Here is a 16,846-nt window from a genome sequence, read left to right as displayed (position 1 = left end):
CCCCTTGAAGACGACGAGGTAGATAGGTTGGAGGTGGAAGTGCAGCAATGCATGGAGCTGACCAATACTAATCGGTCGAGGGCTTATCCTAAAAACACCCCAAAAAGTGAAGCATATGCTTCGCGGATGATTCCGATTACTTTTCGGGGGCCCCGGGATTAAAAACCGGGAAATGCTACGGAGAATTAAAACGCAAAACGTTTCGTATCTAGTTTTCAGGTGATCAAACCTGAATTGATTATTGTTCCCTGATAGCTCAGTTGGTAGAGCACTCGACTGTTAATCGAGTTGTCACAGGTTCGAGTCCTGTTCGGGGAGCCATTATGGAGAGGTGTCCGAGTTGGCCGAAGGAGCACGATTGGAAATCGTGTAGGCGCCAAAAGCGTCTCGAGGGTTCGAATCCCTCTCTCTCCGCCATTATATGCATGGCCCGTTGGTCAAGGGGTTAAGACACCTCCCTTTCACGGAGGTAACAGGGGTTCGAATCCCCTACGGGTCATTAGTTATCATGGAGGCTTAGCTCAGCTGGGAGAGCATCTGCCTTACAAGCAGAGGGTCGGGGGTTCGATCCCCTCAGCCTCCACCATTTATCCTAAATAGGTGGGATAACTTACTGACGCGGGGTGGAGCAGTCCGGTAGCTCGTCGGGCTCATAACCCGAAGGTCACAGGTTCAAATCCTGTCCCCGCAATTACAACTTCCTTGTATAGGAAAGTGCCTCTGTGGAACCGTGGTGTAGAGGCCTAACATGCCTGCCTGTCACGCAGGAGATCGCGGGTTCGAATCCCGTCGGTTCCGCCATTTATTTTAGCTCCAGGGATGAGAATCCGTTAAGGGTTCGTCGGAGCATCAACTTCGATAGCACTGCCTTCGCAGTCTCGAACGAAGTGAGAGTATCCCGTCGGTTCCGCCATTTACCTTTTCCTTGATTTTAAGGAATTGAGGTTGCACTGATCATCTTTAAATGATATAGTAAGGCTCGGTAGCTCAGTCGGTAGAGCAGAGGACTGAAAATCCTCGTGTCGGCGGTTCGATTCCGTCCCGAGCCACCATGAAATGATAAAAGCATAAAAGCCGGTGTAGCTCAATTGGTAGAGCAACTGACTTGTAATCAGTAGGTTGGGGGTTCAAGTCCTCTCGCCGGCACCATTGTGGAGGCTTAGCGAAGTGGCCAAACGCAGCAGACTGTAAATCTGTTCTCGTACGAGTTCGGTGGTTCGAATCCATCAGCCTCCACCAGTATATAGGGGCATAGTTTAAAGGTAGAACAGCGGTCTCCAAAACCGTTAGTGTGGGTTCAATTCCTGCTGCCCCTGCCAATGAATTTAATATGGCGGTCGTGGCGAAGGGGTTAACGCACCGGATTGTGGCTCCGGCATTCGTGGGTTCAAGTCCCATCGATCGCCCCATTTAACTTGCTTGTTGGGGATTAGCCAAGCGGTAAGGCAACGGACTTTGACTCCGTCATGCATAGGTTCGAATCCTATATCCCCAGCCAGTTTATGCGGACGTGGCTCAGCGGTAGAGCATCGCCTTGCCAAGGCGAGGGTCGCGGGTTCGATTCCCGTCGTCCGCTCCATATATGGCGCCATAGCCAAGTGGTAAGGCACAGCTCTGCAAAAGCTTTATCCCCAGTTCGAATCTGGGTGGCGCCTCCATTACAACCAAACATGCGCCCTTAGCTCAGCTGGATAGAGCGTTTGACTACGAATCAAAAGGTCAGGAGTTCGAATCTCTTAGGGCGCGTTTCATCTCATTACTTGCTGGTGTGGCGGAATGGCAGACGCGGCGGACTCAAAATCGTGAGCGTAAGTCGAAGAAATAACCGCTAAAGCCTTGGTATTACTTGATTCTTCAAAAGGTGTTTCAAAAGTTCTCTCCTGTAGTTCTCTCCTTTATCCAGAGGAGCGATGGAGACTATAAAATGTGCCGGTGTGGCGGAATGGCAGACGCGAACGACTCAAAATCGTTTGGAGAGATCCGTGGAGGTTCGAGTCCTCTCACCGGTACCATCATAAAAAGCAATGGTTCATTAGAAGTCATTTCTAATGAGCTTTTTTTATATTTTTATGACCTCATTCATGGTGTTGGCTGAAGAAACTTTGGAGCTGTACTCTAAGTGCGAATAAATATTTGCTGTGGTGGAATAATCACTATGACCTAACCACTCTTGAACTTCCTTCATGCTGACGCCATTCGCCAACAAAAGGCTTGCACAGCTATGGCGAAGATCATGAAAGCGGATATGACGCATGCCATTCTTCTTTAGTACAAGCGCAAAATGTTGGGTGATGTAGTTAGGTTTGATTCGATCTCCCATGGCATCCACATAAATATAACCGATATAATCCTTGCAGTAAGAACCCTTGAAGAGTTGTTGATTGATTTCCTGTTGCTCCTTCATTTGCACCAGAAGGTCATAGAAAGCATCTACAAGGGGCAGCGTACGAAGACTTGCCTTGTTCTTTGTTCGATCCTTCTCAATCGTGATCAGCTTCCCATCCAGAGAACCAGACGTGACGGTATGCTTGATCGTGATGGTCTTATTGACCAGATCAATGGCAGACCATTTTAGTCCCACCACTTCACTTCGCCTTAATCCATAAAAGGCTCCCAGAATCACAGCCAGTTCAATCTTGGTGCCTTTTACAATTTCCAAAAGTTGATTGACTTCTGAAGCGCTGTATGAGCTGCCTACAAATGGTTCCTTCTTCGGACGAATGATCTTGTCGGCAGGATTGGAAGAAATTCGATCCGTAATGAACGCCTGCTGAAGTGCTGAACGGATATTGGCATGATAATGAATGACTGTGTTAGCACTAACTTTCCATTCATTTAAGGCATGACTATAAAAATCCTGAATGTGATGTGGTTTTAATTCCTGGAGTGTAGTGCCTTTTTCTCGAAAGTAAGGAACGATACGTCCTTTTACTGCGTTAACATACGAGATATATGTGATGAGTTCGATCCTATGCTTCACCGTTTCCAGCCAATCCAGCATGTAGTCTGCAAATAAGACTTGGTCAACATCTGTGTTTTCTTCGGTGATTTGTTTTTCCTGTACTTTTTCGGCTTCTTCATTTGGCTTTAATTCAAAATTTCTGCGGGCATCCATGAGCAGAGATTCCGCTTTTTTCTTGTTGCCTTTGACGGGCAAGCCCGTAGCGAGCCATTTACTTTTTCGCTTTCCCTCCTCGTCCTTATAATTTAGAACAATGTAAAAAAGACCTTTTTTCTCCTGTAGGTGGCCTGCAACCATGTTTTAATACCTCCTTGGTTAGCAGCACCGATCCCACCATTGACACTTTAAATATACCATAGTAAAATAGATGATTCAATGCACTAAAGCGTCACAGTGGGAATTCGGTTGATGAGTCATGATGCTGTGGAGATAAGCAATAATAGCTGCTTTGGGGATTTTATACGCTCTGCCTATTTTGAAGTGGTTGATTTTATTAGCCTGTAAAAGCTTATATCCTGTCTTGGTGCTAATTCCTCCGAGCATTTCACACATTTGAACGACATTGACGACGTCCGGGTAATCCTGAAACATGAGCGAATAAGCCTTTAATGTATCCGATGGAATACCATAGTCGATTTGCATAATCGTGACACACCTCCTTTCAAATACAAGGATTAGGGGTATGTATAATAAAAGAATGCGATCCAAGCCGCAGGTGGTTAGTCCGCGCACATAGCTTCTTGCGAAACTCCCCCTCATCCGAGCGGGCTGCCCCCAATGCAGTGACGCTGGCCAGGCAGAAGTATCATGATACCCTCTTGCGGGTCTTGGCGATCAGCCCACCATAGGCTGATTGAAAGCGAAACGTTATCGCTCTTGTCCATGCTAATAAGTATCATAGACCGTCTTGGCGCATCCGCTATCGTCGCTTCCCTGTTACAGGCACAAGAGGAACGTACTTGGAACGGCAAATATTCAGTTTTCAATGAACGGCTATATTTATGATAGAGACATATAGCTAACGTTGTCTCTATATAAGAAATGGGAGAGCAGAAGTAAAAAGGCAACCTCGGCTTTCCCATTTTAAATTTATTTCTCATTTAAGCTTGTATTTCTAAATAACGACTGAGATCGAAACGACGAACAGCCAAGATAAATTCTATGGTCAAGTGTTGCTTACAGTCCTCGTCAAATAAGCCATGCTGTTGTGAAAGCTTATAAATAAGCGGTTCAAACATGGATAACAGTTGAGCTTCTGCATCTGGATTGCCTCTCTGTGCTTCTATAAGAAGGAAGAAAATTTGCTGCATGATTATACCTCCCCACAACTAACATAGAAAAATGCTAAGCTGTTGAAGTTTCTTGTTCCTTTCCTATGTAAGTTAATCCATCATATATTTTCGCAATTTTATTAAAAGTTGTGCCTTTGACTTGCTTACGGCTTGTCTGGTGATGCCAAGAACCTCTGAGATATCCTTATCTGTCATGTCTTCAAAGAACTTCATAAATAGAATCTTTTTTTCACTAGCGCTTAATTTCAGCTTGCTGCCCGCTTGGAGTAACAGAATATAATCCTCACTAGGATAAAGATGAGAAGGCACGTCAAGGATGCCAATATCAAAGGGAAGGTCACTCAGAAAGGTTATCCGATATAATTCACGGTTTTCTTTCATGTAATAATCCCTTCTAGCATGTTTAAGGCACTTTTTGGCGTAACTAATGAAGGCTTGTCCGACAAGTTCTTTCATTTCTTCGTTGACATTCATTCGATATCACTCCCTATTCTAGTTCTTATCAACTAAATAGGAACTGGATATGGAAAATGCAACCAATGTCTCGAAAGTGTTTATGAAAGAAAAATTGCCGATAGAAACATTCCACAGTTTTGGAACGTTTCTATCGGCTACACAAATTGGATTGTTGAAGGCTATGAAAAGGGAGATGATATTCGTCTTTACGGTCGCGAAGGGAGGTGAGCGAACGGAGAAGTCAAAGCGTAGCTCTTAAATGTCGTCTTGCTTGGTGGCTGACTTGTTAAGTTGCTACATCTGGAAAAGATAGCGAAATATCGGTATACTTGTTGTGTATCTGTTATTCCTCAAAGCTGGATTGGTAGCCCAACCCAGCTTGCGGAATGTTCAGATGTTTTCTATTTTTTGACACTATGTTTTGAAGTGCGCCATAAAGGTAAGTGCAAATTTTTTATTTAATCAAAGTAACTATAAAAATCTCTTTCATAAATCCAAGGGAATGATACAATAGATGGAATACTCTGATGATGATTTGCTTCAACTCATTTCACCCAGCTTTTCTTTGTTGGATGAGATTACACAACGTGAGGTTTATCGTTCATTTCATTCATTGAACTATAATATGGTGCTATATATTATTCAGGACTATGATCTTGCACAAGATGTCATTCAGGAGTCTTTTCTAAAATCCCTGAAGAAAAAGCCTTATACGGAGGATATAAATCATTGCAAAGCTCACTACTCGAAATGTGGCATTAAATTATTTGCGGAAGTTAAAAAACTTCTTAAGGAAAGTTAAAAGTGCACCCCGTAGAATAGACATTGGAAAACCCCCTTGGTTAATCCGATGAAATCTAAGGGGTGCAATTTTCATGGCGAAAAAAGGTCTGAAGTTTCAGCATTATCCAGAATCCGTAAAACGTGAAGCCATTCGGCTGCATTTGGAGGAGAAGTGGACATATCGAGAGATCACAGAACACCTGGGGATTCATGATAAAGATCGAGAGAAAAGATGGATGAGAAAGTATCGTGAGGAAGGTGAGCTTGTATTCGAGGATCACAGGGGAAATCCATTTCGGGAAACAACCGAAGAATATCGATATATTAGGCGTTTGGAGATGGAGAATGCTGTTTTAAAAAAGTGGTTAGCAATCTTGAATTAGGAGGTGTGCAAGAAAACGGCAGGTGGTCAAAGCTTTAAGCGAGCAATTTACGGTCCAGCAGTTGTGTGAGTAGTTACAGCTTTCACGGAGCGGATACTATCAATATTTAAAGAGACAAAGTGAGGACCCTGATAAAGAACTGAAGGAGCCTATCCAGACGATATTTATGTGAAGCGACAAATGAAGTACGGTTACCGACGTATCCAGGGAGAGCTTGAGCGTGAAGGTTGGAAGGTCAAGCATAAAAAAGTTTTGCGTTTGATGCAAGTGATGGGATTTAGATCGATTATACGCCGTAAACGTAAGTCGAATCCTCAGGGAGATGGCTTAGTTCCTCGGGGAGCTAAAAATCTACTGCAGCGTGATTTTACAGCAGAAGCACCTGACCAAAAATGGGTGACTGACATCACGCAATATGCTGTTGGAGATACATGGTTGTATCTCTCTGCCATTAAGGACTTGTGTACGAAGGATAAGTCAATCCAGTCCATCGTATTCATTCATCTACTTAATTTTAATTATTTTGCTTCTCGAAAGTGCGTGGCTTTATTTTAGAAGACGCCTGAAGCTAAGAAGATAATAACTTAGCCCGGTAGATGGTAGTCAGCCTTATACTAAAAATTGAGTTACCTCGCCAATTGAGAAATCGGGATAATGATAATCCATATTTTAAGTTATGATGTTAAGCAGGTTTGTAAATGAGATTTTGCATAATTCCGTTTTTGAAAATGAGATAGCAGAATCTTCGGAACGTGGGAACCTACGACTCCGATGGCAATGGGAAAATCCAAGCGGAAATCCCGCAAGGATGAAAGTACAGATGCGGAGTTATAGGGGTGGAATAGCCCGTAGTAGTGATGAACCCACTGAAAAGGTGGCGGAGCCAAGGGGCTGTGTTATCCCGGTTTGAAAATGCGTCAACCGCGAAAGTGGGAGGAACAAATGGACAAAACAAAGCCGTATGAAATTTCAAGGCACATGGTTTGGGAAGCGTACAAGCTGGTCAAAGTGAACAAGAGGAGCGGCCGGAGTCGACGACGAATCGATTCAGGAGTTTGAAGCCAACCTGAAAGACAACCTCTACAAAATCTGGAACCGGATGTCCTCGGGAAGTTACTTTCCACCGCCAGTCAAAGCGGTAGAAATACCGAAGAAGAACGGCGGGGTGAGAATACTGGGCGTCCCGACTGTAGCCGACCGTATTGCGCAAATGACAGCCAAGCTGTACTTCGAGCCGTTAGTGGAACCAATCTTTCATCCTGACTCCTACGGGTACAGACCGGGAAAATCCGCAAATGATGCGGTTCGAGTGACCAGAACCAGATGCTGGCGATATGACTGGGTGTTGGAGTTTGACATTAAAGGTCTGTTCGACAACATCGACCATGAGCTGCTCATAAAAGCAGTTAGAAAACATACGGACTGCCCGTGGGTCATTCTCTACATCCAAAGATGGTTGACGGCCCCTTCCAAATGAAGGACGGGAGCAAAAAAAGAGAGGACCTCCGGCACGCCGTAAGGCGGTGTCATCAGTCCGGTACTTGCAAATTTGTTCATGCACTACACGTTCGACAAGTGGATGGCAAGGGAACAACCCCAAAATCCGTGGGCAAGATATGCGGATGATGCAGAGTCATCCACTGCCGAACGAAAGAAGAGGCTGAACAACTGCTGGAGTGCCTCAAAGAACGGTTCAAACAATGTAAACTCGAACTTCATCCGGAGAAAACCCGGATTGTCTATTGCAAAGATGATGACCGCAGAGGGGATCATCTCGAAAACAAGTTTGACTTTCTGGGGTACACCTTTCGGCCAAGGCGGTCAAAGAACAGATGGGGAAAATACTTCATCAACTTCACATCAGCAGTAAGCAACAAGGCGTGCAAAGCGATGAGGCAGACGATAAGAGGATGGCGGATGCATTTGAACCCGGATTTGGAAATTGATTACCTGTCAAGAATGTTCAATGCTTCCGTCAGGGGTTGGATTAACTACTATGGGCACTTTTACAAGTCACAATTATATCCTGTTCTGCGTCATATGAATGATGCGCTCGTCAAGTGGGCTCGGCGGAAATACAAGAAGTTGGAGAGTCACAAGACGTGGGCTATTCGGTGGCTAGGGCGACTAGCGAAGAACATTCCCGAACTGTTTGCACATTGGCAGTTAGGAATACTGCCTGCGGCTGGATAATGGGAGCCGGATGAGCCGAGAGGTTCACGTCCGGTTCTGAGAGGCCCTGAGGGTGCAATTCCCTCGGGCTACTCACCGGCTGCTTGGTTTTTCCGGTCCGAAGCACGAAACGATCAAGATCAAAGAAGAAGTTAAAAGCTTCCTTGCGACTGAATTAAAGCTAACGCTCAGTGAAGAGAAAACCTTGATTACGCATGCGAAGACGGAAAAAGCGCGATTTCTCGGTTATGACATTCATGTTCTGCAACAGGACACGAAACGTGACCAGCGCGGGCAGCGCAGTATTAATGGGAGCATCGGACTTCGCATTCCGGACGGGAAGATGAAGGACAAGGCAAGACAGTATAAAAAAGGCGGAAAACCAACTCACCGCAAAGAACGGACGATGAATTCCGATTTCGACATCATTGCGCAATACCAGTCCGAATTCCGGGGATTCGCACAATACTACCTGCTTGCTTATAATGCGCATCAATTGCACAGCCTCAAGCAAACGATGGAATGGTCTCTAGCACGAACCCTTGCGAACAAGTTTAAATCAACGCCGAACAAAATATTTAAGAAATACAAAATGACGCGCGAAACGGATGGGCAAAGCTACAAGGTGCTTCAAACGGAAGTGAAGCGCTAAGGTAAAAAGCCGTTGGTCGCTTACTTCGGTGGGTTTAAGCTCGGATACAAAAAGGATGCCGTCATTGTAGATGCGATGCCAACAGAAAAGTGTTTAGTATTAAGAGTCAGCTGATTGATCGTTTGTTGAATGACACATGTGAGTTGTGCGGGGCTAAAGGAAACATCGAAATGACCACATCAACAAACTGAGAGACCTTGAAAACAACGGTAGAAAAGAAAAAACCGAGTGGATGAAACGCATGATCGCGATGAGAAAAAAGACGCTCGCCGTATGCCATGAATGTCATGCCAGCATCCATTCGGGTAAATATGACGGTAAGAAAATCGCTAACATCGAAGTTAGCTGACAATTAACCACTGGCGAGCGGAGCGCACAGGAAACTTGCATGCTCCGTTCTGAGAGGGGCGATTGGAAAAGTGGTGTTTAGTAACTCGCTGGTCGCCTACTCTACTCATGTACGGTTTGATGAGGAGGAGCTGAAATATTCAGCCCTTTACTCTAGAAAAATCCTTATCTAGCAAGGGCTCAGATTTCTGCAAAATCCTCATATAAATTCGGTAATGACCAAGTTGCCCACTATATCAACCGGGTCATGGACGAATTGGAGATTGAACATAGCCGTTGTCGGATATTCGAGGGAGAGAACGGATACGCGAGGTTACGTTGGAAAACGGGGAGCGTGTATTTCTGGGTTCGAACAAAGGCGGAATAGCACGGCAATATCTTGATGATAGCGGGGATAGCGTAACCATGATGCTGCTTCCCCATTTGACTACATCGTGATGCGGGATCCAGAGGGTATTTATTATACGTTAAAAAGCTTGGTGTTGGAGTTGGATCGCATCGGACATGAAGTCCCAACTGCCAGAAATGGCAGGGGAGAGACTGGAACAAGCCAAGCCCTTGGGGGCCCGGCAGCAGGGATGCAGCAGCATGACAGGCTTGTCCAGGGTCAGGCCATGGTGCGACTATTGTTTGCCCAGCTGCTCATCTCGCTTGGACGGCTAAGACAGGAGTATAGCACAAGCGGACAGCAGGAATACGATCATTATGTAAAGCAGTGCCTCAATTATCTGCATGAGAACTATGACCAGGAAATCCATGTGCAGGATGTAGCAGGGATTGTCAATCTGCATCCGGGCTATTTACAGCGTATTTTTAAGAATCATACGGGCGAGACGTTGATGCAATATCTAACGCGGCTGCGGATGGACAAGGCATCTATGCTGCTGCACACGGATATTCCGGTTGCCGATATTGCAGATTATGTGGGGATTGGCAGCCGGCAGTATTTCCATGCTCTCTTTAAGAAGCATACTGGCTTTACCCCGGTGCATTATCGTAAAGCGCGCTTTACAAGAATAAATAACCTGTAAAATCATGCGCACCGGATAAAATGCTAACCAAGGAAAAAACTTGATGCTCTGGTTGTTGAAGCATCAAGTTTTTTTTATTCTTTCGATAGGGAGGAGTTCAGTGGATTTATCTTCTTATATTCACTAGGCGTCACACCGACGACACGTTTGAACAGCTTGTTAAAATAAGCCGGATCAGGGTAGCCTACCTCACAGCCGATTTCGTGGATTTTCAAGTCAGGGCATGTTTTGAGTAAATGCTTTGCTTTCTTAATCCGCATTTCGATTAAGTAATCGGTAATCGTCATGCCTGTCTCTTGTTTGAAGAGCTTGCTGAGATAGCTCGGGGTCAGGTATACCATGTTGGCCAGGCTGCTAAGCTCCGCTTGCTGATCGTAGTTCTCGCGAATCCAACGCTTGACCGTTTCAACCGACCTGTCCGCCAATTGGAGACGATTTGCCCGGATTTCTTCGAGTCCTTTAAGAAAAAAGGAGAAGAATAAACCTTTTAGCTCTTCAAAAGCAAGACAGGTCAGCATCTGTTCCCTGAGCTGCTCTTCGACCGCGGTATCGTAGAAAGATCTCCATTCTGGAAGTTCGGCTAATGCTGTATCGAAAATAAGTCGGCATAATAAGATGATCGATTGCCGAGAGGCCTTGACTTGTTTGAGCTCGCCAAACAATTTCTCCAGATCGGCTTTTATTTGGGACGTATTCAATATCTGCATATGCTCGCCTAGCATTTCCCTTGTGCGGATGAACCAATCCGTGATGTCGGGCTCAGGATGCGGCAAGTCGTCGTAGTGCCAGCCGCTCCAAGTAGAATAATCGTACAATCCGTAGTCACAAGCCCGTAGCGCTTCGCTGTAGGCTTCGCTTAATTGAGCTGCCTGTTGATATACGCGGCTGGAACCAGCACGGACAACCCCGACGGAAACGAGAGCTGGGCGCAGTTGAGCCAATAGCTTCTTAACAAGCTCCACGCGTGGTTCCTGTGAAAAGTAGCTTATCAGTGCGAGCGTACCGTCTCCTGTATCCACGATATCGCTAGAACCAGCCCAGTCTAAAACCGCTAGATTCAGTCGGGCATGAAGCGCGTCTATATCGCAGCTGCGCAGGACATGTACAGTAAAGTAGGGCAACTGCAGGCTCAACTCAGGCAGCTTGCTGCAAAGGGAGGTGGAACTCTTCAAATAAGAAAGCAGAACCCCGGTGAGGTAGCGCTGCTCTTTGCCAAGACAGGCTTCCTTCTCTCTTTCCAGCTCATAGAGCAGCTTGAACAGCTGCTTCTTGTTAATCGGCTTGAGCAGGTAGTCTACCGCAGAATAACGAAGCGCCTGACGGGCGTACTCGAAATCAGTGAATCCGCTCATAATAATGCACCGGATATCCGGCTGAATGGATTTCAACTGCTTGATGAGCTCCAATCCGTCAACAAGCGGCATGCGAATATCTGTAATAACTACATCTACATCCTCGTCTGTTGATTCAATAAACTTCAATGCCTCCTGCCCGTTAGAGCAAATACCGGCTACGATAAATCCAGCGTTCTCTTTACTGATTATTTTGGCTAGTCCTTCGCGAATTGAGGTTTCGTCATCGACTAGTACGATTCGAAGCATTAGAAATTCTCCCTTCTATAGCGTATGCTATCCTTCGTCCCTCAGGAGACCCGCAATCTTTAATGTAACCGTTGTTCCTTCCCCTGGCTTGCTATCAACGGTTAAGTTCGAGCTGTCGCCATAGTGAAGGCGGATTCTTTCGTTGACATTACGCAGTCCGATACCGAATTTATCTACCTTTCCATCGGTTAGGCTGCGGTTCAACTGGGCCAATCTTTCTTTATCCATACCTATGCCGTCGTCGCGAATTTTAAATATGGCGTCCATTCCTTCGTTCCAAGCGGTGATCGTGATCGTGCCGGGTTTCTCCTGCTTCTCGAGTCCGTGAAATACCGCATTCTCTACTATCGGTTGAAAGACCAGCTTAATGATCGACAGATGATAGAAGTTCTGCGGAACGGAGATATGAAATTCTAATTTGTCCGGAAAACGAATTTGCAGCAAGTGCAAATAGTTTTGGACATGGCTTAGCTCCTGTTCGATCGTTACCGTCTCATCGCTGCGCGTGATGCTGTATCTTAGGAGCAAACCAAGTAAATAAGTGAGCTCGGCCACACGATCATCATCATTGAGCTCGGCCAGCATGCGAATCGATTCCAGCGTGTTATATATGAAGTGCGGATTAATTTGGTTTTGCAAAGCGAGTATATCCGCTTTTTGTTTGCTTTTCTCAGTTTCGTAAACTTCCTGCAGCAGCTCCTGAATCCGGAGAATCATGCGATTGAAATGACTGCTGAGTCTGCCGATTTCATCGTTATATTTTACCTGAACGTGGACGTCCAGATTACCACGCTGCACCTGCTTCATTAATCGCACCGTACGGGTGAGCGGCTTGGTCAGCGCGTAGGAAATAAAGATAGCTACCGCCAGGGCAAAGAATATAATAATCAACGTCGTTATCATAAGGGCGTTTCGGCTTAGCTTCATCGGCGCGAGCAACTCGGTCAGCGGGATATAGGTAATTGTCGTCCATCCCGTGCTTTCAGACACGCTGTATACCGAAATGTACGGCTTGCCTTCGATCTCCAGCTCGAAGTGCCCGCGCTGATCAGTAGCCTGTCGAAGCTGGGAACTGCCGCTTAAATCTTGGCCTAGCATCGAAGGATCGTGGTTATATACGACTTTTCCTTGCTCGTCGACAATAAAGGTATTGCCATGAGTGACTGTGTTTAACGGCTGGATAATCTCTTCGAATAAACGGATATCTACGTCAATGACGATGATTCCGATGTTCTTCAGCGTGCTGACCGATTGAATGCCCCGCATTATTGTGAACACCTGCCGCTGTTCCGAACCGTTGATTCGGATCGAGTGCGTGCCCAGCAGGACGGGGGAGACGCCGGCCTCCTGCGTCCGCATCTCCCATTCTGCAAATCGATCCTCAGGATAGACCTCGTTAATGCCGGGCTTTTTATTGTAGAAAACTGTTCCAAACCGATCGGTCATATAGACTGCGGCAATTTCCTCTTTCATATTTGCCAGATACATGAGGAACATATTAATACTCGTGTTCTTATCCCAATCCGTCCCGCGTTGATCCAAATGCCTCTCTACGTCTTTGTTATAGAGTGGAAGTATGGTATAGCGTTTTAGATCAGCGATATAGCGATCCACTTTGTCCATCGCGTTGTCAGTCATTTGGCCTGCCGAGTTGGTCATATTATTTAGGATGGAATTGGAATTTGCTCGGTACGATGAGTAGCTGACATAGGTGATGGGCAGAGATACTAGAAATACGAAGATGATAACCAGCTTTTTTTTGCATGGACAGGTTAGCGAAGAACACCCAGGCTTTTCGGAATAAGTGTGGAATAAATGAGAACATGGGGTATCGTCCTTCCTGCGTGGATTGCCGGTTATTTAACTGCGCCGCTCGTTACGCCTTCAAAAATGTATTTCTGCAGTACAAAGTATAAGATGACGGTTGGCAGCAAAATCAATAATATAGCTGCACTGATCAGGTTCCAATCTGCGATGTTGACCCCTTGGAAGCGCATGAGCACCGTGGTGACTACGCCAAGACTCTGCTTTGGCATATAGAGATACGGGGTGTACATATCATTGTAGATGCTGATCGACTTCAGAATGACGAGCGTAGCCGTGGCTGGAGTCAGCAAAGGAAAAATAATCGAGCGGTAAATACGGAATAAAGTGGCTCCTTCTGCCATGGCGTTCTCATCGAGATCGACTGGAATGTTGCGGATGAATTGCAAGTATAGAATAATTTGAATAACGTCGGCGCCAATATAGAGAATAATCGGTGCCCCCAGCGTATTGTATAGTCCAAGCTGCTTGATTATTCCGAACGTGGCAACCTGGGTCGTGATGCTCGGAATAACTGTAGCGAAAAGGTAGGCTCCGAATACGGCTTTTTTCAATTTAAACGAAAATCTGCCCAGTACGTAAGCAACCATCGTGCCGAATATGATGTTAAAAACGAGTGCAACGCAAATAATAATCAACGTGTTGCTAAAGCCATTTAGAAGTCCGCCCCGCTCGAAAACGACCTTGAAATTATCAAAGTTAAAAAAGCTGTTAGGCAGCGCCATCGTACTGGCTGTATTGAATTCATCGCTGGACTTAAATGAGTTTACGATAATGACGTAAGGAGGAAACAGGACAACGAATACTCCGATCAACAGGGAGAGGTATTTGATGATGTCCAGTCCGCTAAATTTTTTGGTATTCATTTGCTGTTACCTCCTCTGCTAAGAACGAATTGCTGCAGGCCTACGACAAGGATGACAAAAAACAACAGAATGATGCTCATGGCCGAGGCTAGGCCATAATGGCTATAGGCAAATGCGGTCTCTACCACACGCTGTACGTAGGTTTGAGAAGCTCCGGCCGGGCCGCCCTTGGTGAGTACAAACGGCAGATCGAATACTTCCAGCGCACCGGTGACGGTAAGGAACAAATTGAGCTGGATAACCGGCTTCATGTTCGGCAGTGTAATTCGCCAGAAGGTCTGCCAGGCATTGGCCCCGTCAATTTTTGCTGCTTCATAAATATCTCGCGGGATTGCTTGCAGGGATGCGATGTAAATGACCATGTTATAGCCCATGAACCGCCACAAGCCAGTTGAAGCCAGGGAGTAGTTGACCAGGCCAGGCGTGCCGAGCCAGCTCGTTTCGCCCAGCTTTGTTAGTCCGATGCTCTGCAGCAGCAGGTTGAGCGAGCCTTGTGTCGTATCAAACACGTAGCCGAACATGAAGGCGACCGCGACACCGTTCATGATATAAGGAAGAAACAGAAGCAGCCGAAATACGTTTCTTCCCCGCAGCCTCCCGTTTAAGAGGACGGCGAAATAAATGGCCACGATATTTTGGACGACTCCCATGACAAAATAAGCGAAGTTATGGGTAAACACGCCGAAAATATCTGGATTGGAGAACACTTCTTTATAATTATCCAGCCCTACCCAGGGCTTCTCCAGGCTATAGCCGTCCCAATCGGTGAAGCTGAACCAAACCAGCTTGAGCGCCGGATAATAGGTGAAGAGCAGCAGGAGGGCGACCGGTATTAGCAAAAAGGAAAAGATGATAATGTTTTTCTGCGTTTTATATGATAAGGTTCCAAACATTCTCGAATCCCTTCTTTCTATCCGCTGAATTGACAGCAAAATGGATTATCGCCGAGCCGATAACCCATTTTGCGAGATGTACAAGGTTCTGCTAATTGACTAATAAATTAATATCCGAGATCCTGTTTTGCTTTGGCCCACGCTTTATTCCATTTATCTAACACGCTTTGGGGGTCTTTCGCCAATACGAATTCCTGGGCGATTGCCGGTAAATCGATTTGAGCTTTGTTGGAAATTTCGATGACCTTCGGATCATCCGGCGTGCCTTCCTGAAGCTCTACCCCGGTGGCCTGGAACTCTGCGAGCTGTGTCAGCTTGGATTCGCGGCCCTCCAGCGGAGAGATGAATCCGGCGAAATCTTCATACCCTGAATCTTCCAGCATCCAGGTCAAGAATGCTTTGGTCGCTTCTAGATTTTTGCTATCTTTGCTTACGGCATAAAAAAAGTCCGGATTAAAGGCTGCTCTGATTTCGCCGGAGTTGTCGAAGGGAAGAGGGAAGAATCCGATGTCGTCCGATTCGGCCCCAACGCCAATGACTTGATTGATGACCCAGTTGCCTAGGAAGTACATGCCCATTTTCCCGTTTGCTACGTCTTTCTTGGATTGCTCCCAGTTGGTGGAATTGATATCCTTCTCCAGATAGCCCTTCTCAGCCAGAGTTCTCAGCAGAGACATCGCTTTGCCATATCCGTTGTCCATCGTAAATGGCTCATCCATATTCAATCTGGCGTTCGGGAAGTCCTTATTGTTCTCGATCACTCTTGGCATATCGAACACCCAACTGCCCAGTGGCCATTTATCTTTAAAATTGGAAGAGAGTGGAATAACACCGTTTTGCTTCAGTTTCTCGCAGGCCTCGAGGAATTCATCCCATGTTTTTGGAATCTCAGTGATCCCGGCATCGGCAAAAGCTTGTTTGTTATAAATGATTCCAGAAGTCGAGTTACCTGTCGTGATTCCGTATAGCTTGCCATCAAAAGATTTGAAGTCCTTAAAGGTTACTTCAGCGCTTAAATCCAGATCATCGAGCGGTGCAAAGTATTTTGGCAGGTCGGAGTTCGGAATATCCGGGATGAACATGAGATCAGGAAGCTCTCCGCTGGCCATACGTACTTTGATTTGCTGGTTGTAATCCGTCTGGCTCGCCTCGAACTCGATTTGGATGTCAGGGTATTTCTCATTAAAGCGTTTGACGTAGTCATCGTATTCCTTGCCGATCATGTCCGTCCGGTTGGTAAGGAAGGTAACCTTTCCGCTAAGCTTTGCGGAGGTGTAATTGCCGGCTGAATTTGATTCAGCCTTATTGGTCGAACCGTTGTTTGGTGCGGCATTTCCGCCATTTCCACTTTTGCCTCCGCTGCAGCCTGTTAGTGCCGCGGTTAGTGCGAATACCATCATGAATGCGATTAATAAACCTTTCTTTTTCATCCCATTATCGCCCCTTATTCGTAATTTGATAGCGCTTACAGTTAAATTGTATCGCTTCGTTATTTAGGTTGAAATGTACTGAGTTGTTATTTATTGTCTTGAATTGGCTTATTATTGGCATGAGATGATCAGTTTTTAATAAGGGGGGGATTT

General features: G+C 45.9%; 18 protein-coding genes, 16 tRNA genes and 1 rRNA gene (1 of these 35 only partly in view). 26 read left to right on the top strand and 9 right to left on the bottom strand.

Annotated elements, in window-relative coordinates; all coding sequences use genetic code 11:
* The 17 genes from L6442_RS28870 to L6442_RS28790 form a co-directional block, all read left to right on the top strand.
* A 23S ribosomal RNA gene (locus tag L6442_RS28870) occupies window positions 1–91 on the top strand (it extends 2,838 nt beyond the left edge of the window).
* A gap of 154 nt (window positions 92–245) precedes the next feature.
* Window positions 246–321 (top strand) — tRNA-Asn (locus L6442_RS28865).
* A gap of 4 nt (window positions 322–325) precedes the next feature.
* Window positions 326–417: transfer RNA gene (locus tag L6442_RS28860), tRNA-Ser, on the top strand.
* A 10-nt stretch (window positions 418–427) separates the two neighbouring features.
* Window positions 428–499 (top strand) — tRNA-Glu (locus tag L6442_RS28855).
* 11 nt (window positions 500–510) lie between these two features.
* Window positions 511–586, top strand: a tRNA-Val gene (locus L6442_RS28850).
* A gap of 31 nt (window positions 587–617) precedes the next feature.
* Window positions 618–691 (top strand) — tRNA-Met (locus L6442_RS28845).
* 33 nt (window positions 692–724) lie between these two features.
* Window positions 725–801 (top strand) — tRNA-Asp (locus tag L6442_RS28840).
* Between the two features lie 175 nt (window positions 802–976).
* A tRNA-Phe gene (locus tag L6442_RS28835) sits at window positions 977–1,052 on the top strand.
* A 21-nt stretch (window positions 1,053–1,073) separates the two neighbouring features.
* Window positions 1,074–1,149: transfer RNA gene (locus tag L6442_RS28830), tRNA-Thr, on the top strand.
* A 4-nt stretch (window positions 1,150–1,153) separates the two neighbouring features.
* Window positions 1,154–1,239: transfer RNA gene (locus tag L6442_RS28825), tRNA-Tyr, on the top strand.
* A 6-nt stretch (window positions 1,240–1,245) separates the two neighbouring features.
* Window positions 1,246–1,319, top strand: a tRNA-Trp gene (locus L6442_RS28820).
* A 14-nt stretch (window positions 1,320–1,333) separates the two neighbouring features.
* Window positions 1,334–1,409 (top strand) — tRNA-His (locus L6442_RS28815).
* Between the two features lie 14 nt (window positions 1,410–1,423).
* Window positions 1,424–1,498 (top strand) — tRNA-Gln (locus L6442_RS28810).
* Window positions 1,499–1,504: 6 nt separating this feature from the next.
* A tRNA-Gly gene (locus L6442_RS28805) sits at window positions 1,505–1,579 on the top strand.
* A 5-nt stretch (window positions 1,580–1,584) separates the two neighbouring features.
* A tRNA-Cys gene (locus L6442_RS28800) sits at window positions 1,585–1,658 on the top strand.
* A gap of 14 nt (window positions 1,659–1,672) precedes the next feature.
* Window positions 1,673–1,746 (top strand) — tRNA-Arg (locus L6442_RS28795).
* Between the two features lie 182 nt (window positions 1,747–1,928).
* Window positions 1,929–2,012: transfer RNA gene (locus L6442_RS28790), tRNA-Leu, on the top strand.
* Between the two features lie 47 nt (window positions 2,013–2,059).
* Here L6442_RS28790 and L6442_RS28785 read toward each other — a convergent pair.
* The 4 genes from L6442_RS28785 to L6442_RS28770 form a co-directional block, all read right to left on the bottom strand.
* Complete coding sequence (locus L6442_RS28785; RefSeq protein WP_212981420.1) at window positions 2,060–3,259, bottom strand: tyrosine-type recombinase/integrase; 1,200 nt, start codon at window positions 3,257–3,259, stop codon at window positions 2,060–2,062.
* Window positions 3,260–3,334: 75 nt separating this feature from the next.
* Entirely contained in the window at window positions 3,335–3,604 is a 270-nt protein-coding gene (locus L6442_RS28780) for a helix-turn-helix domain-containing protein (protein ID WP_212981421.1), read from the bottom strand.
* 458 nt (window positions 3,605–4,062) lie between these two features.
* Window positions 4,063–4,272, bottom strand: coding sequence for a helix-turn-helix domain-containing protein (locus tag L6442_RS28775; protein WP_212981422.1), 210 nt, complete (start codon window positions 4,270–4,272; stop codon window positions 4,063–4,065).
* Window positions 4,273–4,344: 72 nt separating this feature from the next.
* A complete protein-coding gene (locus L6442_RS28770; RefSeq protein WP_212981423.1) occupies window positions 4,345–4,728 on the bottom strand; it encodes a sigma-70 family RNA polymerase sigma factor in 384 nt (127 codons plus the stop codon).
* 496 nt (window positions 4,729–5,224) lie between these two features.
* On the opposite strand from L6442_RS28770, the gene L6442_RS28765 reads away from it, so the two are divergent.
* From L6442_RS28765 to L6442_RS28735, 9 genes are all read left to right on the top strand, one after another.
* On the top strand, window positions 5,225–5,512 hold the full coding sequence (locus L6442_RS28765) for an RNA polymerase sigma factor (protein WP_212981424.1): 288 nt from the start codon (window positions 5,225–5,227) through the stop codon (window positions 5,510–5,512).
* A gap of 73 nt (window positions 5,513–5,585) precedes the next feature.
* On the top strand, window positions 5,586–5,876 hold the full coding sequence (locus tag L6442_RS28760) for a helix-turn-helix domain-containing protein (protein WP_212981425.1): 291 nt from the start codon (window positions 5,586–5,588) through the stop codon (window positions 5,874–5,876).
* A 168-nt stretch (window positions 5,877–6,044) separates the two neighbouring features.
* Entirely contained in the window at window positions 6,045–6,431 is a 387-nt protein-coding gene (locus L6442_RS28755) for an IS3 family transposase (protein WP_272880295.1), read from the top strand.
* A gap of 610 nt (window positions 6,432–7,041) precedes the next feature.
* Entirely contained in the window at window positions 7,042–7,353 is a 312-nt protein-coding gene (locus L6442_RS28750; RefSeq protein WP_237100122.1) for a reverse transcriptase domain-containing protein, read from the top strand.
* 413 nt (window positions 7,354–7,766) lie between these two features.
* Window positions 7,767–8,069, top strand: a complete 303-nt coding sequence (locus tag L6442_RS33015) for a group II intron maturase-specific domain-containing protein (protein WP_336513155.1) — start codon at window positions 7,767–7,769, stop codon at window positions 8,067–8,069.
* A gap of 52 nt (window positions 8,070–8,121) precedes the next feature.
* Window positions 8,122–8,700 carry a group II intron reverse transcriptase/maturase gene (locus tag L6442_RS28740; RefSeq protein WP_237100121.1) on the top strand — a complete coding sequence of 193 codons (579 nt, stop codon included), beginning with the start codon at window positions 8,122–8,124 and terminating at the stop codon, window positions 8,698–8,700.
* Window positions 8,701–8,878: 178 nt separating this feature from the next.
* On the top strand, window positions 8,879–9,049 hold the full coding sequence (locus L6442_RS33010; protein WP_336513167.1) for an HNH endonuclease: 171 nt from the start codon (window positions 8,879–8,881) through the stop codon (window positions 9,047–9,049).
* Window positions 9,050–9,324: 275 nt separating this feature from the next.
* Window positions 9,325–9,486, top strand: a complete 162-nt coding sequence (locus L6442_RS33220; RefSeq protein WP_212981427.1) for a hypothetical protein — start codon at window positions 9,325–9,327, stop codon at window positions 9,484–9,486.
* Window positions 9,487–9,536: 50 nt separating this feature from the next.
* Complete coding sequence (locus L6442_RS28735; RefSeq protein ID WP_373871866.1) at window positions 9,537–10,079, top strand: helix-turn-helix transcriptional regulator; 543 nt, start codon at window positions 9,537–9,539, stop codon at window positions 10,077–10,079.
* Between the two features lie 74 nt (window positions 10,080–10,153).
* On the opposite strand, the gene L6442_RS28730 is transcribed toward L6442_RS28735, so the two are convergent.
* The 5 genes from L6442_RS28730 to L6442_RS28710 form a co-directional block, all read right to left on the bottom strand.
* Window positions 10,154–11,680 (bottom strand): response regulator, encoded by a 1,527-nt coding sequence (locus tag L6442_RS28730; protein ID WP_212981429.1) that lies wholly within the window; start codon window positions 11,678–11,680, stop codon window positions 10,154–10,156.
* A 27-nt stretch (window positions 11,681–11,707) separates the two neighbouring features.
* On the bottom strand, window positions 11,708–13,318 hold the full coding sequence (locus L6442_RS28725) for a sensor histidine kinase (RefSeq protein WP_237100120.1): 1,611 nt from the start codon (window positions 13,316–13,318) through the stop codon (window positions 11,708–11,710).
* Window positions 13,319–13,536: 218 nt separating this feature from the next.
* Window positions 13,537–14,370, bottom strand: coding sequence for a carbohydrate ABC transporter permease (locus tag L6442_RS28720; RefSeq protein ID WP_110933889.1), 834 nt, complete (start codon window positions 14,368–14,370; stop codon window positions 13,537–13,539).
* Complete coding sequence (locus L6442_RS28715; RefSeq protein ID WP_212981430.1) at window positions 14,367–15,263, bottom strand: carbohydrate ABC transporter permease; 897 nt, start codon at window positions 15,261–15,263, stop codon at window positions 14,367–14,369. The genes L6442_RS28720 and L6442_RS28715 overlap by 4 nt, the downstream gene beginning before the upstream one ends.
* Window positions 15,264–15,370: 107 nt before the next feature.
* Window positions 15,371–16,693: an ABC transporter substrate-binding protein gene (locus tag L6442_RS28710; RefSeq protein ID WP_212981431.1), complete on the bottom strand. Its 1,323-nt coding sequence runs from the start codon at window positions 16,691–16,693 to the stop codon at window positions 15,371–15,373.
* Between the last annotated feature and the right edge of the window lie 153 nt (window positions 16,694–16,846).

Origin of the sequence: Paenibacillus azoreducens (assembly GCF_021654775.1) — a bacterium.
Classification (GTDB): domain Bacteria; phylum Bacillota; class Bacilli; order Paenibacillales; family Paenibacillaceae; genus Paenibacillus_AQ; species Paenibacillus_AQ azoreducens.
The sequence above is the reverse complement of the archived record's forward strand: the minus strand, read 5'-3'. Positions and strand labels throughout refer to the sequence as shown.

What these genes read in the sequence shown, in the direction of transcription:
- L6442_RS28785 (WP_212981420.1), bottom strand. Translation starts at nt 3,259, where the DNA reads ATGGTTGCAGGCCACCTACAGGAGAAAAAAGGTCTTTTTTACATTGTT.
- L6442_RS28780 (WP_212981421.1), bottom strand. Translation starts at nt 3,604, where the DNA reads ATGCAAATCGACTATGGTATTCCATCGGATACATTAAAGGCTTATTCG.
- L6442_RS28775 (WP_212981422.1), bottom strand. Translation starts at nt 4,272, where the DNA reads ATGCAGCAAATTTTCTTCCTTCTTATAGAAGCACAGAGAGGCAATCCA.
- L6442_RS28770 (WP_212981423.1), bottom strand. Translation starts at nt 4,728, where the DNA reads ATGAATGTCAACGAAGAAATGAAAGAACTTGTCGGACAAGCCTTCATT.
- L6442_RS28765 (WP_212981424.1), top strand. Translation starts at nt 5,225, where the DNA reads ATGGAATACTCTGATGATGATTTGCTTCAACTCATTTCACCCAGCTTT.
- L6442_RS28760 (WP_212981425.1), top strand. Translation starts at nt 5,586, where the DNA reads ATGGCGAAAAAAGGTCTGAAGTTTCAGCATTATCCAGAATCCGTAAAA.
- L6442_RS33015 (WP_336513155.1), top strand. Translation starts at nt 7,767, where the DNA reads ATGAGGCAGACGATAAGAGGATGGCGGATGCATTTGAACCCGGATTTG.
- L6442_RS28730 (WP_212981429.1), bottom strand. Translation starts at nt 11,680, where the DNA reads ATGCTTCGAATCGTACTAGTCGATGACGAAACCTCAATTCGCGAAGGA.
- L6442_RS28725 (WP_237100120.1), bottom strand. Translation starts at nt 13,318, where the DNA reads ATGACTGACAACGCGATGGACAAAGTGGATCGCTATATCGCTGATCTA.
- L6442_RS28720 (WP_110933889.1), bottom strand. Translation starts at nt 14,370, where the DNA reads ATGAATACCAAAAAATTTAGCGGACTGGACATCATCAAATACCTCTCC.
- L6442_RS28715 (WP_212981430.1), bottom strand. Translation starts at nt 15,263, where the DNA reads ATGTTTGGAACCTTATCATATAAAACGCAGAAAAACATTATCATCTTT.
- L6442_RS28710 (WP_212981431.1), bottom strand. Translation starts at nt 16,693, where the DNA reads ATGAAAAAGAAAGGTTTATTAATCGCATTCATGATGGTATTCGCACTA.